The organism is Actinoplanes sp. NPDC023801, from assembly GCF_040639655.1.
Lineage (GTDB): Bacteria > Actinomycetota > Actinomycetes > Mycobacteriales > Micromonosporaceae > Actinoplanes.
This window is the reverse complement of record NZ_JBFAAI010000024.1, coordinates 113,643-129,358: the sequence shown is the minus strand read 5'-3', so window position 1 is coordinate 129,358 and position 15,716 is coordinate 113,643. Positions and strand designations below refer to the sequence as shown.

Annotated in this window: 14 protein-coding genes; 6 read left to right on the top strand and 8 right to left on the bottom strand. The window is 69.8% G+C overall.

The window, feature by feature from the left end; translation table 11 throughout:
- The 3 genes from AB0G04_RS32950 to AB0G04_RS32940 form a co-directional block, all read right to left on the bottom strand.
- Positions 1-468 (bottom strand): RICIN domain-containing protein (locus AB0G04_RS32950; protein WP_360990806.1); only part of this gene is annotated, 468 nt, incomplete at its 3' end.
- 40 nt (positions 469-508) lie between these two features.
- A complete protein-coding gene (locus tag AB0G04_RS32945; RefSeq protein WP_360990802.1) occupies positions 509-1,978 on the bottom strand; it encodes an endo-1,4-beta-xylanase in 1,470 nt (489 codons plus the stop codon).
- A 238-nt stretch (positions 1,979-2,216) separates the two neighbouring features.
- On the bottom strand, positions 2,217-3,116 hold the full coding sequence (locus AB0G04_RS32940; protein ID WP_360990799.1) for a hypothetical protein: 900 nt from the start codon (positions 3,114-3,116) through the stop codon (positions 2,217-2,219).
- 288 nt (positions 3,117-3,404) lie between these two features.
- Here AB0G04_RS32940 and AB0G04_RS32935 point away from each other — a divergent pair, with 288 nt between their 5' ends.
- From AB0G04_RS32935 to AB0G04_RS32910, 6 genes are all read left to right on the top strand, one after another.
- Positions 3,405-4,208 carry a TylF/MycF/NovP-related O-methyltransferase gene (locus tag AB0G04_RS32935; RefSeq protein ID WP_360990796.1) on the top strand — a complete coding sequence of 268 codons (804 nt, stop codon included), beginning with the start codon at positions 3,405-3,407 and terminating at the stop codon, positions 4,206-4,208.
- 123 nt (positions 4,209-4,331) lie between these two features.
- Complete coding sequence (locus AB0G04_RS32930; RefSeq protein WP_360990793.1) at positions 4,332-5,519, top strand: cytochrome P450; 1,188 nt, start codon at positions 4,332-4,334, stop codon at positions 5,517-5,519.
- 66 nt (positions 5,520-5,585) lie between these two features.
- A complete protein-coding gene (locus tag AB0G04_RS32925; RefSeq protein ID WP_360990790.1) occupies positions 5,586-6,176 on the top strand; it encodes an HD domain-containing protein in 591 nt (196 codons plus the stop codon).
- Between the two features lie 37 nt (positions 6,177-6,213).
- A complete protein-coding gene (locus AB0G04_RS32920; protein WP_360990788.1) occupies positions 6,214-6,654 on the top strand; it encodes a GNAT family N-acetyltransferase in 441 nt (146 codons plus the stop codon).
- 57 nt (positions 6,655-6,711) lie between these two features.
- Complete coding sequence (locus AB0G04_RS32915) at positions 6,712-7,149, top strand: ASCH domain-containing protein (protein ID WP_360990785.1); 438 nt, start codon at positions 6,712-6,714, stop codon at positions 7,147-7,149.
- Between the two features lie 31 nt (positions 7,150-7,180).
- The gene (locus AB0G04_RS32910; RefSeq protein ID WP_360990783.1) at positions 7,181-9,871 is read left to right on the top strand and encodes a hypothetical protein; all 2,691 of its coding nucleotides are present in this window, start codon (positions 7,181-7,183) and stop codon (positions 9,869-9,871) included.
- Positions 9,872-9,917: 46 nt separating this feature from the next.
- On the opposite strand, the gene AB0G04_RS32905 is transcribed toward AB0G04_RS32910, so the two are convergent.
- Genes AB0G04_RS32905 through AB0G04_RS32885 form a run of 5 tightly spaced genes read right to left on the bottom strand, consistent with a single transcriptional unit; the run spans position 9,918 to position 15,529 of the window.
- Positions 9,918-10,742: a carbohydrate ABC transporter permease gene (locus AB0G04_RS32905; protein WP_360990780.1), complete on the bottom strand. Its 825-nt coding sequence runs from the start codon at positions 10,740-10,742 to the stop codon at positions 9,918-9,920.
- Positions 10,732-11,670 (bottom strand): sugar ABC transporter permease, encoded by a 939-nt coding sequence (locus AB0G04_RS32900; RefSeq protein ID WP_360990777.1) that lies wholly within the window; start codon positions 11,668-11,670, stop codon positions 10,732-10,734. The genes AB0G04_RS32905 and AB0G04_RS32900 overlap by 11 nt, the downstream gene beginning before the upstream one ends.
- On the bottom strand, positions 11,667-12,908 hold the full coding sequence (locus tag AB0G04_RS32895) for a sugar ABC transporter substrate-binding protein (protein WP_360990774.1): 1,242 nt from the start codon (positions 12,906-12,908) through the stop codon (positions 11,667-11,669). The genes AB0G04_RS32900 and AB0G04_RS32895 overlap by 4 nt, the downstream gene beginning before the upstream one ends.
- Positions 12,909-12,921: 13 nt before the next feature.
- The gene (locus tag AB0G04_RS32890; RefSeq protein ID WP_360990771.1) at positions 12,922-14,520 is read right to left on the bottom strand and encodes an FAD-dependent oxidoreductase; all 1,599 of its coding nucleotides are present in this window, start codon (positions 14,518-14,520) and stop codon (positions 12,922-12,924) included.
- Complete coding sequence (locus AB0G04_RS32885) at positions 14,513-15,529, bottom strand: LacI family DNA-binding transcriptional regulator (protein ID WP_360990768.1); 1,017 nt, start codon at positions 15,527-15,529, stop codon at positions 14,513-14,515. Before AB0G04_RS32885 ends, AB0G04_RS32890 begins: the two co-directional genes overlap by 8 nt.
- Between the last annotated feature and the right edge of the window lie 187 nt (positions 15,530-15,716).

The window sequence follows — 15,716 nt, the reverse complement described above, 5'->3', positions numbered from 1 at the left end:
GGTGGACGCGCCCTGCACCTCGACGGCCTTGCCGCTGTTGCGGTTGATCAGCTGGATGTAGCCGTCGATGTCCTGGATGCTGAACTGCTGGTTGGTGGTGTTGTTGTCGGTCCACTGCACGATCGAGCCGCCGTCGGCGGTCGAGAAGTTGTAGACCTCCAGCGCCTTGCCCGAGTGCCGCGACTTGAGCCGGTAGTAGCCGCCGCCGGAGTCGACGAACTGCCACTGCTGCTGCGCGCCGTCGTTACGCGACCACTGGGTGATCCGCGCGCCGTCGTTGGTGGCCAGGTTGTAGACGTCGAGCGCCTTGCCGCTCTGGCGGTTCACCAGCACGTACGACGCGTTGGTGTCGATCGTCGCGGCGGACGCCTCGGTGGCGACCACGGCGACGGCTCCGCCGCCCGCGAGCATCACCATCGCGGCCAGTGCGGTGCGCCAGGTCCTCCGGCGTGTCCGGGTTGGTGTCATGGGGTGTTTCTCCTTGAACCTCGGGGGATGTACGGGGGACTCAGCCGACCCGGACGGGCTGCCACTGCTGGTTGGCGCCGTTCCAGTCGGAGTACTGGACGATGTTGGCGCCGTCAGCCGTCGAGGCGCCCTGCACCTCGATGGCCTTGCCGCTGTTGCGGTTGATCAGTTGCAGGTAGCCGTCGATCGTCTGGAGACTGAACTGCTGGTTGGTGCCGTTGCCGTCGGCCCACTGCACGATCGCGCCGCCGTCGGCGGTCGAGAAGTTGTGGACGTCGAGGACCTTGCCGGAGTGCTTCGACTTGAGCCGGTAGAGGCCGTTGCCGGAGGACACGAACTGCCACTGCTGCCAGGCGCCGTTGCCGTGGGCCCACTGGGTGATCCGGGCGCCGTCGCTGGTGGCCAGGTTGTAGACGTCGAGGGCCTTGCCGCTGTTGCGGTTGACCAGCACGTACCAGGCGCTCGTGTCGATCGGCGCGGACGGGTCGGGGGTGCTGCCGCCGGCGTTGAGGGCGTTGAGCACCGCGGTGTAGGCGGCCTTCTTGTTGCCGTTCGCGTCGAACAGCAGCGGGTTGGCGCCGGTGCGCCAGGAGTCGCTGTCGCGGATGCCCCACACGGTGATCCCGGTACAGCGCGACACCGCGAGGCAGGCGTTGGTGACCGCGGCGTACGCGTTGGCCTGGTTGCTGCCGGAGATGTCGAGCTCGGTGATCTGCACGTCGACGCCCAGGTTGGCGAAGCGCTGCAGGTTGGCCTGGTAGTCGGCGGGCGCGTTGTTGGTGAGGTGCGACTGGAAGCCGACGCAGTCGATCGGGACGCCGCGGGCCTTGAAGTCGACGACCATGTTGTAGACGGCGGTGCTCTTCGCGTTGATGCCGTCGGTGTTGTAGTCGTTGTAGCAGAGCTTGGCGCCGGGGTCGGCGGTCCGGGCGGCGCGGAAGGCGGCCTCGATCCAGTCGTTGCCGGTGCGCTGCAGGCTGGAGTCGCGCCGCGAGCCCCGGCCGTCGTCGGCGAACGCCTCGTTCACCACGTCCCAGGAGTGGATCTTCCCGCGGTAGTGGGCCGCGACCTGGGCGACGTGGTTGAGCATCGCCGAGCGCAGGGTGCTGCCGGACAGTTGCTGCGCCCAGCCGGGCATCTGCGAGTGCCAGGCCAGCGCGTGCCCGCGGACCATCTGCCCGTTGGCCTGTGCCTGGGCCAGGATCCGGTCGCCGACGCTGTAGTTGAACGAGCCGCGGGACGGTTCGGTGGCGTCCCACTTCATCTCGTTCTCGGCGGTGACCGAGTTGAACTCGCGCTTGAGGATCGTGGTGTACGTGGAGTCGCCGAGTCTCCCGGCGGCTATGGCGGCGCCGAAATAGCGGTTCTTCGCCGCTGCCGAGGCGCCGAGGGTGGTCGCCGCGTCCGAGGTGCTCGCGAAGGCCAGGGCGGCGCCGGCGGCGAGGGCTGTGGCGAGTGCGGCCGGCAGGAGTGTGCGCAGCCTCCGGCGTACCGATGGGGGATTGGTCATGGTGTTGCCTTTCGGGGGATGATCAGGGTGCGTGGGGGCGACCCTGCTCGATGCGAATGGGAACGCTCACATCTGTTCGGTGATATTGCCAGACGGTTATCCGCGTTTCAAGGCGGGCTACTTTCCGTGAATTCTTCGAAACATAAGCCCAGCTCAAGGGTGCTCAGAATGGAACACAGTCGATCGACGACTGCGAAGCAAGGGCCTGCGTAACACTTTTCGCCGAAGACGCTTCAGATTAACGTGAACAAAACTGCTGAGCGTTTTCTGTTATGCACGGCGGGGTCTGTGAGTCGCATGTCGCCGAGGGCTCGGCGGGCCGGGTCGAGCCGTTCGTCCGGGCGTTCAGCAGAGGGTCGTGTGCTGCACGGTGATCGCCGCTCCGTCCGGAGGCGGCGATGACGACGGAGACGGACCCGTCGCGATAGGTGATCCGGTTGGCGTCGCGGGCGGCGAACCGGCGGGCCGCGGCCGGAACGGAGGCCGCGAGCCGGTCGATGAGCCGGTCCGTGCCGACCGGTTCGCTCACCGCGGAGACCGTCACGATGTCACCGGCGGTGCAGTGCAGCCGCTGCTCGGTGACGCCCGCGGGACGGGTGCCCAGCGTGGCCAGCAGCCCGGAAACCGCGGTGGCGTCGGGGGTGCCGCTTCCCGCCGGGGCGGGCTCGGCGAGGCTGCACCGGCTGCGGGCGGTGACCGCGAGCCAGCCGGGGCTGAGGCGCCGTACCGACAGGTCGACGGCGCCGATGCCGGCCTGCAGTGGGCGGACACCCGCCACGGCCGGGCCGCGGCGGGCGGCGTACCGATCGGGCATGTTCTGTTCGATGGTGGTGATCAGGGCGTCCTCGGAGCCGGGGTCGGTGTAGAGGTCGGCCTTGCCGGTGAAGACGTTGCCGGTCCGCAGGGGGCCGAGCTCGCATTCGGCCGCCGCGACGACCGGGCTGACCGCGACGGCGGCCTCCGGTCCGGCCGCGACGACCGCGTCGGCGACGGCGGTGTTCATGTCGGCGGCCACGTCCTCGACCCGTGGCTGGCGCTGCGTGTCCCACCGCCACCAGACGGTCGTGCCGGTGGCTACGACCGCCAGCAGGGCGACGGCACCGACACCGATCAGGACGCGCTTTCTCGCCGGGTTCACCGGCCCATTCTGCCCGGCCGGGGATTTTCCGGTGGTACCGCGATATCCTTTTCTGCCCGCTCGGTGGACGCCGTTTCGGTGACCGACCCGCCGTCGAGAGTGATCGCCCCACCTGCACGGTTGGCGGTATCGTCGTGGCCTGGGTTCCGTACTGCTGTCCGGAACGGCGGCCATGTCAGTTACGGCAGCATTTGGCGTGTTGCGCAAATTGATCACGAAATCTATTCACGTCCTGCGGGACTCTGTAGCTTCCGGACGGTGATGATGCGCAAGGGTGTCAATCGAGTGATGCGGAACCTGACCGGATATGAGTTCCGCAAGGTCAAGCGGCCGGTGACCAAGGCCGCGCCCAAGCCGGCACCGGCGCCCGCGCCCGTCGCTGAGGCCGCGCCGCCGAAGCCGCCGGAGATCAAGTTCCCGGTCGACTACGACGAGGCGGCCCGGAACATCATCCGCGCGGTACGGCCGTGGACCATGACCTCACCCGAGAAGCTCAACGCGCTCGTCTACGCCGTGCGCTACGTGGTGCGCCACCGGATCCCCGGCGACATCGTGGAATGCGGCGTCTGGCGCGGCGGCAGCATGCTGGCCGTCGCGAAGACCCTGCTGGAGAACAGCGACACCAGCCGTGACCTGCACCTCTACGACACGTTCGAGGGGATGAGCGAACCGACCGAGCACGACAAGCGGCACGACGGCCGGCCCGCCTCCGAGATGCTCGCCGCCAGCGAGAAGACCGCCGGTGTGTGGGCGTACGCCTCGTTCGAGGACGTGCAGGCCACCATGGGGCAGTCGGCATACCCGGCCGAGCGGATCCACTACTACAAGGGCAAGGTCGAGGACACGATCCCGGGCGACATCCCCGAGCAGATCAGCATCCTGCGCCTGGACACCGACTGGTACGAATCGACCCGCCACGAATTGAACCACCTCTGGCCGCGGCTCGTCCCCGGCGGCGTACTCCTGCTCGACGACTACGGCTGGTGGGACGGCGCCAAACGGGCCGTCGACGAATGGCTCGAAGAGGTGAACCCGCAACTGCTCCTGCTGCGGATGGACGAGGGGCGGATCGCGGTCAAGTCCGCCGGGTGACGCGTCGCCTCACGTTCGAATCGGTGGTGGCATCCGATTGAGTCACCACCGATTACTGCCGGTAGGCGGTGCCATTCCCGGCCGTATCACCATGATTGGCCGGTTCGCAGAGATCGGAGCCGGATGGATTTCCACACCGCGCTGGAATCACTGTTCGCGCCGGAGGGACGCCGCGATCCGTACCCCGCCTATGAGGTCCTGCGTGCCCACGCGCCGATCTTCGCGGCCCTCGACGGGCGCTGGTTCGTCACCACCCATGCCCTGACCAGCCGGTTGCTCCGGGACCCGGCCGTCCGCGTCGCTGACGCCGCCGTCTACGACAGCGTCTGGCCGGACTGGCGGGAGAACCGGGGCGTCGCCTCGATCGTCCAGTCGATGCTGTTCAGCAACCCACCCGACCACACCCGGATGCGGCGTGCCGCGGCCGCCACCTTCACCGCCCGCCGGGTGGCCGCGCTGCGCGACGTGATCGCCGAGCGGGTCGTGGATCTCATCGAGGCGATGCCGGAGCGCGCCGATTTCGTGAGCGCGTTCGCCTACCCGCTGCCGATCGCGGTGATCTGCGCCCTGCTCGGCGTCCCCGACGCCGACCAGCCCTGGTTCCGGGCGCGAGCCGCCGACCTCACCGTGGTCCTGGAACCGATCAGCACCGAGGACGAGATGCGGCGGGCCGACGTGGCCGGCCGCGAACTGGAGGACTACTTCATCGGCCTGATCGCCGAACGCCGGCGGGCACCGCGGGAGGACCTGACCAGCGCCCTGGCCGCCGAAGGTTCCGGTCTGACCGGGGCCGAACTGCTGTCCAACCTGGTGCTGCTGCTGGTCGCCGGCTTCGAGACGACCACCAACCTGCTCGGCACCGGCCTGAAGGTGCTGCTCGACCACCCCGATCAGGCCCTCCGGCTCCGCACCGACCCGGAGCTGGCGCCCGCCTTCGTCGAGGAGATCCTGCGTTACGACTCGCCGGTCCAGTTCGCCGCCCGCTACGCCGCCGAGCCGCTCGACCTCGGCGACGGGCTGTACCTGCCGACCGGCGCCGACATCAACCTGCTGCTCGGTGCCGCCAACCGCGACCCGGAACGCTATCCCGACCCGCACCGATTCGACCCGGACCGGCCCGCCGTCCAGCCGGTCTCGTTCGGCGGCGGCGCCCACTACTGTCTCGGGGCGCCACTGGCCCGGCTGGAGGCACAGGTCGCCTTCCCGCTGCTGCTGACCATGCTGCCGGGCATCGCCCTGGCCGGCGAGCCGAAACTGCGCGACCGGCTGGTGCTGCGCGGTTTCGCGGAGCTCCCGATCGGCATCGGATGACGGTGCCGCCCCGCCGGAGAAGCCATGGCACCCGGACCGCCCGGCCCCCCGGCGAGGTGACCGGCCATGCCTGACGAGGCCGGCACCGCCGACTTCCTGTACGAGGCGGGCGTACTGAAACGGACGGAACGCAGCGGCTGGCCGCTGGCCCGGATGGCGAACCGGGAGTCCGTGGCCGACCACTCGTTCCGCACCGCGCTGATCGCGATGACACTCGCCGCGACGGCCGGCGCCGATCCCGACCGGGCGGCGGCACTCGCCCTGCTGCACGACCTCCCGGAAGCGCGGCTCGGCGACATGCACCACCTGACACGCCGGTACCTCGACGAGCCGAAACCGTTCCGGCGGGTGATCGACGACCAGACCGCGGCCCTGCCCGCGGCCGCCCGCGACATGATCCGCGACCGGGCCGCCCAATGGCTCGGCCAGGACACCGTCGAGGCACGCATCGCCCGCGACGCCGACGCGCTCGACTCGGTGCTGCACGTCCGGGAGAGTCTGGCCGACCGTCCCGAGTTGCAGGAACGCTGGATCGACTACCTCGCCGGGTCGGTCACGACCGAGGCCGGCCGCGCACTGCTCGCCGAGATCCGGGATACCGGCCCGGACGACTGGTGGCCACGGACCGTCGCCGGTGATCAGAAAGACGCACGCTGACCCGGTGCCGGCGACGGGGACGGTCTACCGTCTGGGGATGCACATCCGGCCCATCCACCACGGTGACGCGGCGCGCCTGGCCGTCCTGCTCGAACAGCTGGGTTTCCCGTCCACCGAGCGGGAGGTCCGCCAGCGCCTGGACTACTGGCTGGGCGACCGGGCGAGCGCCCTGCTCGGCGCCGACGACGACGGAGCCCTGGTCGGCATGGCCGCACTGCACGTGACCCCGCTGCTGGAGGTGACCGGCAAGTTCGGCCGTCTGGCCGCCCTGGTCGTCGACGAGGCGGCCCGGGGCAGGGGAGCGGGCCGCATGCTGATCGGCGCGGCCGAGGACCGGGCAAGGTCCGCCGGCTGCCTGTTCATCGAGGTGAACAGCAGCAGCCACCGCTACCCGGCCCATCTGTTCTACGAGAGCCTGGGATTCACCGACAGCCGCGAGGATTCGCGCCGCTTCGTCCTCCCGCTGCAGTCCGGCTGAACCTGCGCGGCCGAGAATGCTGAGGGCCGGAACGGTCACCGGCGGTACGGTCGCGGGATGACTGATCATGAGCTTCCCCGGATGGAGTTCGGGTTTCCCGGGCCGTTGCGCGACCGGTTGGTCGCCGCGGTGCTGTCCGGCGCCAAGACGACCACGTCGGCGCTGATGCTGGGATATGCGGCCGAGGGGGAGTCCCCGCCCGAGGCAGGCCAGCGACTCGTGGTCGTCGACTCCCACGAGGTGCCCGTGGCGACGATCGAGCTGACCGATGTGCGCGTCGTGCGACTCGCCGACATGGATCTTCAGCACGTCCTCGACGAGGGCGAGGGAGATGAGTCGGTGGCGCAGTGGCGGGCGGGTCACGAAGAGATGTGGCACAGCGCCGAAGTTCGGGGCGAACTGGGCGATCCCGACTTCACCGTCGATGACGACACCGAGGTCCTGGCGAAGCGATTCCGTGTGGTAAGCGTGCCAACCGCTTCAAAGTCTATCTAAATATTTGCATGGACCCGCTAGAACGGGCTCCATGCGAAGAATCTTGGTCGCCGTGATGGCGGCGAGCACACTTCTGCTCGGATCGGCGGTGCCCGCGGGGGCGGTGCCGTCGGAACCCAGCCCCAGCACGCTTCCGCCCGGCTGGTCGGCCGACGAGCGGAGTCTCACCTGGACCAGTGAGCGCCCGATCCCGCCGGGCGATGCCGCGGTGGAGTTCTGGTCCGGCAACCGGCTTCTCGGCCGCGCCGACAGCACCGACGATCTGCGGACGTTCGTCCTCAAGGACGGTCTCCCGGGCCGCCCGGCGGATCTGCAGGTCCGGATCGGCGGTAAGCGGGTCGACGCGGCGGCACCGGCGCGTGCGCAGCGCCGGGCGAAAACCGCTCCGGCCACCGCCCCGGTCCTGCCGGCGCACGGGACCGACCCGGGCGTGAAGGGCCCGTACGCGACGACGACCGGCGAGTACTCGCTGCCCGGCGTGAAGCTGTCGACCTACCCGCAGCCGGTCGAGATGCAGGGCGTCGTGGTGGCGCCGAAGAACGCGCCCGGCAAGCGGCCGCTCGCGCTGTTCCTGCACGGCCGCCACTGGACCTGTTTCACCGGCGACGACCCGGAGGCGATCAGTCTCGAATGGCCGTGCCCGGCCCCGTCCGAGCCGGTGCCCGGCCACCGCGGCTACCTGCAGGCGCAGGAGCTGCTGGCGTCGCAGGGTTACGTCACCGTGTCGATCTCGGCCAACGGTGTCAACGCGCAGGACCGCGCGGACGACGACGGCGGCGCGCAGGCCCGCTCGTCGCTGGTCCGCAAGCATCTGGCGCTCTGGGCCGACTGGTCCGGCGACAAACGGGGCAAGGCTCCGGCGATCGTACGCTCGGCGCCCCGCGCGGACCTCTCGAAGGTGTTCCTGATGGGCCACTCGCGCGGTGGCGAGGGCGTGAACCGGGCGGCGCTGGACAGTCTCAACCCGCCGCCGGCCGCGCAGGACGACTATCGGGGCCCGGTGCGCTGGAAGATCGGCGGCCTGTTCCTCATCGGCCCGACCGTGTTCGGTCACAACCCGCAGCCGGACGTGCCGTCGGCGACGATCCTGCCCGGCTGTGACGGCGACGTCTCGGACCTGCAGGGCCAGATGTACATCGACGCCACGCGCGGAGTCAGCTCCGGCCGGGCCCTGCACAGCGCGCTGTACATGGTCGGCGCGAATCACAACTACTTCAACACCGAGTGGACGCCGGGACAGGCCGTCGGACCGGCGTTCGACGACTTCGCCGGCGAGGACGACCCGCTGTGCACGCCCGGAGTGGCCCCGGCCCGGCTCACCCCGCAGCAGCAGCAGACCGCCGGAGCGACCTATCTGGCGGCGGCGGCACACCTGTTCGTCGGTGGCGACGACCGGGTCCGGCCGTTGCTCGACGGTTCCGGTGTGCGGGCGCCGTCGGCCGGCCCGGCCACGGTGCTGACCCACGCGCTCGGCGGCAACCGCACTCGCGTGATCATCCCGGACAAGGCCCTGACCGTGGGCAACGCCCGGCTCTGTGAGCAGGTCGCGGCCCGGCCCGAGGACGCCTGCCTGGTGACGGAGGCGTTCAGCAGCCCGTCGCCGCACTTCGTGCCGTTCACGGTGCCCGAGCCCGGCCGGTACGCGGTCGCGCTGGACGGCACCGCGACCGCCACGCTGAAGCCGGCCCGCGCGGTGCCGGTGGCCGGTTCCCAGGCTCTGGCGTTGCGCCTGGTCGTGCCGCCGAACGCACCGGCCACCTCGTTCGGCGTCGCCGTCACCGACGACCGCGGCAAGCGGACCGAGCTCGGCACCGCCACGATCAGCGGCGTGCCCGGCACCGACTACACCACCTCGTACTGGGGCCAGGAGGTGCGGCTCACCCTGCCGCGTGGCGTACGGGCGGTGTCACAGCTCGACATCACCCCGCGCAGTGAGGGCCCGGCGTGGCTGATCGACGCCTGGGGCTGGCGTCCCGGTACGCCCGCGCCGCGGCCGGCGCCGCTCTCCCGCGTCGACGTCGGCAACCTGGCCGTCGAGGAGGGCGACTCGGGCACCGCCACCTACTCGGTGCCGGTGTCGGTGAGCGGCCGTCAGCGGGCCGCCGTCCGGCTGTTCCTGGCCGACGTGCGGACCGGGGACGTGAACTCGTGGGTGGCCGACGTCGCGCCGGGCGCCTCGAGGATCGAGGTGCCGATCTCGGTCGTCGGCAACACCACGTTCGGTGGTGACCGGCGGTATCCGCTGGCTGCCAAGGCGGTTCGCAACGCGGTCGTGGGCGACTACGACGGTGGCGTCGACGTGAACGAGGACGACCCGATGCCGGCGATCACCTTCACGCCGGCCCCGGCGACCGCCGCCGAGGGTTCCGCGGTGGTGTGGACGGCCACCCTGTCCGCGCCTGCGGACGACTACCTCTATCTGCTGTTCACGCCGCAGGCGCCGCCTGCCGGGCCGGAGCTGTCGTCGACCGACGTCGACCCGGCCTGGTACGAGGAGAACGCGTTCGAGAGCCCCGAGCCGTCCCGGCCGCTGTCCGGCACCAGCCTGCAGCCGTTCCTGGTCATCGAACCGGGTACCACCTCGGTCCAGCTCACGGTGCCGACGATCACCGACGGTGCGGCCGAGGGCACCGAGCACGTCCGGTTCGCGACGGAGATCTACCCGGCCGACTTCGGTGACCCGGTCACCGGTCCGGTGATCGACGGTACGGTCACCGACTGACGGCGCGTGTGCCCGGGGCCGGACAGCCCCGGGCACACGATCCCGTTCAGCCCTTCAGCCCGGTATGGGCCAGGCCCTCGATGAACTGCCGCTGGGCGATCACGAAGACGATCAGCACCGGGATCGCCGTCATCGACGCCGCCGACAGCTGCACGTTCCACAGTTGTCCCTGGTATGCGTCGGTGAACTGGGTGAGCGCCTGCGGCAGCGTGTATTTCGTCTGCGACGAGATGTATACGACCGGCTCCAGGTACAGGTTCCAGCTGTGCAGGAATGTGAAGATCGCGACGGCTCCCAGTGCGGGCCGCGCCAGTGGCAGCGCGATCCTCCGGAAGATCGCCGGACGGCCCAGGCCGTCGATCCGGGCGGCCTCCTCCAGCTCACCCGGCAGCGTGATGAAGAACTGCCGCATGATGAACGTCGCCAGCACGCTCGGCGGTCCCAGCATCGGGACCAGGATGAGCGGCCAGTGGGTGTCGACCATGCCGAGACTGTTGAACATCCGGAACAGCGGCACGATCGTCACCTCGCTCGGAACGAGCAGGCCGGTGAGCACGAACAGGAACAGCGCGTTCTGCCCGCGGAAGCGGATCCGGGCGAAGGCGTACCCGGCCATCGACGCCACGACGAGGGTGCCGAGCGTGACGATCACGGCGATGTAGGCGCTGTTGAAGTACTGCTGGGCGAACGGCTGCATGGTGAACACCTGCCGCCACGGCTCCAGCGACCAGGTGCTCGGCGCGAAGTCGAACACGAAGATCGAAGCGTTCGGCTTGAACGAGCTGGTGATCATCCACCAGGTGGGGAAGACGAACGGCACGCACAGCACGAGCAGCAGCCCGTACAGGAAGATTCGGGTTCTAAGACTCATGGAAGACCCACCTCTTGCGCATCTGCCACTGGAGCACGGTCAGTGCCAGCACGATGAGGAACAGCAGGACCGACAGGGTGGAGCCGTAACCGAAGGCGTGGAACTGGAACGCCTGCTGGTACAGGTAGTAGACGAGCACCGTGGTCGAGGTGCCCGGACCGCCCTGGGTGAGCACATTGATCTGCGCGAACACCTGCAGTGACCCGACCACCGTGATGATCGAGGTGAGCAGGATGGTCGGGCTGATCAGCGGCAGCGTGATCCGCCGGAAGACCGTCCACGGCCCGGCGCCGTCGGTGCGGGCCGCCTCGTAGAGCTCCTGCGGTACGCCCTGCAGCGCGGCCAGGAACAGCACCATGTTGAGGCCGACGTTCTTGAAGACCTGCACGACGACGACCGAGGCCATCGCCGTGCCGCCGGACCGCAGCCAGTTGGGGCCGTCGATCCCGAACAGCGAGAGCAGGCCGTTGACACCACCGTTGTCCTGCAGCAGGAAACCCCACACGATCGTCCAGGCCAGCAGCGACACCACGACGGGCGAGAAGAACAGCACCCGGAACACGGTGGTGCCGCGCAATTTCTGGTTGAGCAGAACGGCGAGCGACAGGGCCAGACCGAGATTGAGTACGACCAGACCCACCGAGAACAGGCCGGTGGCCCGGAGCACCGCCGGCACGTTCGGGTCCTCGGCCAGCTTGCGGTAGTTCTCCGAACCGACGAAGTCGAACGTGTCGGCAAGCACGTTCCACTCGTGCAGGCTGTACCAGACGACCAGCACGAGCGGCAGGAAGACGAAGACGACCGCGCCGAGCAGGGCCGGCGTGATGAACAGGTACCCGGTGAGCTGGTCACGCCGGCGGGTGGTCCAGAACGACGGGCGGCCGGGGGCGGACCGGGCCGTGACGGCCCGGTCCTGCAGCAGGGTCACTTGGCGAGCAGCGGCTGGATCGCGGTGCAGACACCGCGCAGCACGCCGGGTACGTCGGCGTCCGGCTTCCACATCGGGTCGAGCGCGGACCGTACCGCCTGGCTGATCTCGGCGCTGCCGGTGTGGCTCGGCTTCACCACGCCGGTGGCGATGCCGTCGATCACCACGTCCTGCAACTGTTCCGGCTTGAGCAGCGGGTTGGCCTTGGCCAGGGTGGTGGCGTTCAGCTGCGACTGCCGCGGCGGCGGGAAGAACTGAGCGAGCTTCCCGGAGTTGGCCGGGCTGGTGAAGAACTTGACGAAACCGCTCGCCGCCTCGGCGTTCTTACCCTTCTTGAGCACCCCGAGACCACCCTGCCCGATCACCGAGTACGCACCGGACGGCCCGGCCGGCAGCGGCACCAGGGTCCAGCCGAACTTCGCGTCCTTGAGCAGCGACGCCCGGGAGATCTGGGCGATCGTCATGGCCGACTCACCGGCGAAGAAGTCGGCGGCCACGCCGGGTGCCGGCAGCGCCTTGTCGGTGAAGATCGCCTTGTGCAGGAAGGACATCGCGTCGACCATCGGCTGCTGGTCGAAGCCGCACGTCTTGCCGTCCGCGGTCCAGGCGTCGGCGCCCCAGCCACGGAACACGGTGGCCAGGTTGCTCCACTCCTTGTAGTCGAAGTCGCGGATCACCAGGCCCTGCTTGCCGGTCTTGGTAGCGGTGGCCGAGGCGGCGGCGACCGCGCTGTCCCAGGTCCACTTGCCGCCCTCGGGCAGGGTCTGCCCGGCCTGCTTCAGCAGGTCGGTGTTGACGAACACGCCGAACGGTGAGGTCGAGAACGGGTAGCCCATCAGCTTGCCGTCCTTCCTCCACAGCGCGGTGGCGGCCGGGGCGAGGTCGGCAGTGTTCTCGATGCTGTCGTCGAGCGGGGTGAGCGCCCCGGAGGCGACGAAGTCGGGTGCGGCGCCCTCCAGGATCCACGCGATGTCGGGCGGGTTCCCGCCGGCGATCTGCGTGGTCACCGTGGTGGTGTAGTTCTCCAGCGGCAGCGCCTCGAAGGTGACGCTGACGTCCGGGTTGGTCTTGGAGTAGTCGGCGGCGATCGAGTTGAACAGTTCGACGTGGGCCGGGTTCGCCGACCAGGTGGTCATCCGCAGCGTGACCGGCCCGCCCGCCGGGGACTCCTCACCGCCACAGGCGGTCAGCGGGCCGAGCAGGGCACAGACGGATATCGCGGCAAGGGTTCTGCGCATCAAGGTTCTCCTCTCAGTAACCGCCGATGTCGGGCCAGCGCAGCTCGACACCGTCGGCGCTCAGGTGGTTCTGGAACTCGGAGAGCAGGTCAGGGGTGTTACGGACGGCTCGCGGGGACACGCCGCGGCCCAGGCAGAAGGCGGCGAGCGCCCCGGCCACCTCGCCGGCGTTCCACTCCACCGGGTGCAGCCGGTACGAGCCGTTGGTGATGTGCGTGGTGCCGATGTTCTTGCCGGCCGGGAGCAGGTTCTCCACCCGCTGCGGGATCAGCGCGCCGAGCGGGATCTCGAACGGGCACGAGGCGACGTCGATGTAGTTGTCACCGCCGGTCGACGGGTGCAGGTCGATGCGGTACATGCCGACCCCGACCGAGTCGGCGTACGACGCGGCGCCCTTGTCCCCGCGGATCTCCAGTGACAGGTCCTGCTCGACGACGGTGTACTCGGCGCGGATCCGGCGGGACTCGCGGACGTACGGTGCCATCGCGAGGCCGTCCGCACCGCCGGTGACGTCACCGCGCAGCCGCAGGCCGGGCCAGCCGGTGCCACCGTCCGAGCGGGGTGCCTCGGTCTGCAGCCAGTACAGCACCGAGAAGGACAGTTCCCGGGCGGCGCGTTCGACGGCCGTCGGGTCGGGCGCGCCGGCGTACGGCTGCTCGAAGTAGTCGATCATCGGCCAGTTCACCAGGCAGATGTCACTCGGGTAGAGACCACCGGTGAAGTTGCGCCGCGCGGCGATCCGCCGGAACGTCCACAGGTTGCCGTCACCCGGGTTGACCCGCTGGTCGGCGTTGACCAGCCACGGGTCGTCGTCCGGATTGGGGGTGAACGACCGGGTGGAGATCTGCAGCGTGCGCGGGTTCGGAGTCTGCCAGGACAGCATCGGCGCACCCCAGAACGACGGCTGGTACGAGCGCCAGAAGTCGTAGCGGGCCGGCCGGTCGACGGTGTGGTCGCCGTCGACGTGGTCGATCGCGAAGCACACCGACAGCGCCTGCATGTTCGCCGGGTCGCCGATCTCCGGCGCGTTCGGTTCCCCGGTTTCGGCCCGCGACTCGGCGCCGGTCACGTATTCGGTTCCGGTCATCGGTAGCAGGTCGCCGGTCTCGGTGGCGTCCAGAACGTACGGCGCGGTCAGCACGATCTCGTCGCCGAGGTGACCAACGGTCACCGCGGTGACCCGGTCGCCGTCGGTGTCCGCGGCCACCGGCACGGCCGGCTGCAGCACGGTGAGCCGCCCCGACCCGCGGTAGGGCGCGAGCATCGCCTCGATGACCGCCACGGCCACCCGCGGCTCGTGGCAGAGCCGGCTGACGTGCCCGGCGCCCGGGTTGAGGTCGCGGGTGCGGCGGGCCCGATCGGTCAGCGGGTAGTGGGCGCGGTAGTAGTCCCGGATCCCGTCGCGCAGCGCCCGGTAGCTCGCGGTGACCCCGAACCGTTCCACCCAGCTGTGCTCGTCGGGTGGCACGGCCTGGCTGGTCAACTGTCCGCCGAGCCACGCGTGCTCCTCGGTCAGCAACACGGTCCGCCCGGCCCGCAGCGCGGCAAGCGCCGCCGCCACCCCGCCGAGACCGCCACCGATCACCAGGACGTCGGCATGCTTCTCACGCACGGGCCACCGCCAGCGTCGCCCCGGCCACCGGTTCGCACGGCAGCAGACGCTGAAGCTCGCCGCCTTCCCCGTGCCGGATGGTTCCGTCGAGGATCGCCGACAGCACCTCGACGGCCTGCCAGCCCATCTCCCGTCGCGGGATCCGGAATCCGGTGAACTCCAGATCGGTGCTGGCCGGCCGGGTCGGATCCCCGAGGGCCAGGAAGGAGACATCATCCGGTACGCGCAGAGCACGGCGCCCGGCCTCCTCGGCCAGCACCGCCCCGTCCGCGAACTCTTCCACGAAAATGGCCGTGACCTGCCGTTTCGACAATTCGTCCAGGACCGCTACCGGGTCGGTGAAGCGCACATGGACCGCGGTGACGCCGGCTTCCCCGGCCGCCGTGGTGAAGCCGCGCAACCGGTCGGCGTGCGACTCGGCGCCCGCACCCTCGCCCACGTAGGCGAGCCGCCGGTGGCCCAGCTCGACGGCCTGCCGGACCAGCGCCGCGGTGGCCGCCGGATAGTCGGCGCCCACGTACGGCACCGGCCCGCCCGCGTCGTCGCGGCGGCCCACGCTGACGAACGGCTGCCCCTCGGCGATCAGCCGGGACAACTCCTCCGGATCGAGCCAGCGACCCAGCAGGATGCAGCCGTCGGCCAGCCGCAACCGGTTGTCGGAGTGGAAGATCCGCCGCCGCCCGTCCACGACCGGCGCGCTGGTGAACAGCAGCAGGTCGCAGCCGATGCTCTCGGCGCACTCCTCGATCCCGACGAGGAACGGGTGGTAGAAGTCGCCGAGCCCGGCCGGGAACACCGGCTCGTAGGTGAAGACGCCCAGGAAGCGGTTGCGTTGCGCCGCCAGCCGGCGTGCGATCGGGTCGGCCACGTAGCCGGTCCGGCGGATCGCCGCGAGAACCCGTTCGCGGGTCTCCGGAGCGATCCGGGCGGCGTCCTCACGTTCGTTGAGCACCATCGAGACCGTGGTCTGGCTGACGCCGGTCATCCGGGCGATGTCCTGTTGAGTCACCCGCCTGTTGCTTGACGACACCGTTGCGGGTCCCCTCTGTTACGCCGGTAATACGCATTAACAAACTGGGGAGATCGTGGGGCACCGGATCGGCGGCCGTCAAGGAAAGCCCAGGAGTAATAGGTATTAGCACCTTGACCAGGTCAGTTCACGATGACGAAACTTCGATGCATCCGAGGTGTCCTCG

Bases quoted from the DNA above. Each gene is read 5' to 3' on its own strand.
- AB0G04_RS32945 (WP_360990802.1), bottom strand. From the start codon at position 1,978: ATGACCAATCCCCCATCGGTACGCCGGAGGCTGCGCACACTCCTGCCG.
- AB0G04_RS32935 (WP_360990796.1), top strand. From the start codon at position 3,405: ATGCGGAACCTGACCGGATATGAGTTCCGCAAGGTCAAGCGGCCGGTG.
- AB0G04_RS32930 (WP_360990793.1), top strand. From the start codon at position 4,332: ATGGATTTCCACACCGCGCTGGAATCACTGTTCGCGCCGGAGGGACGC.
- AB0G04_RS32925 (WP_360990790.1), top strand. From the start codon at position 5,586: ATGCCTGACGAGGCCGGCACCGCCGACTTCCTGTACGAGGCGGGCGTA.
- AB0G04_RS32920 (WP_360990788.1), top strand. From the start codon at position 6,214: ATGCACATCCGGCCCATCCACCACGGTGACGCGGCGCGCCTGGCCGTC.
- AB0G04_RS32915 (WP_360990785.1), top strand. From the start codon at position 6,712: ATGACTGATCATGAGCTTCCCCGGATGGAGTTCGGGTTTCCCGGGCCG.
- AB0G04_RS32910 (WP_360990783.1), top strand. From the start codon at position 7,181: ATGCGAAGAATCTTGGTCGCCGTGATGGCGGCGAGCACACTTCTGCTC.
- AB0G04_RS32905 (WP_360990780.1), bottom strand. From the start codon at position 10,742: ATGAGTCTTAGAACCCGAATCTTCCTGTACGGGCTGCTGCTCGTGCTG.
- AB0G04_RS32895 (WP_360990774.1), bottom strand. From the start codon at position 12,908: ATGCGCAGAACCCTTGCCGCGATATCCGTCTGTGCCCTGCTCGGCCCG.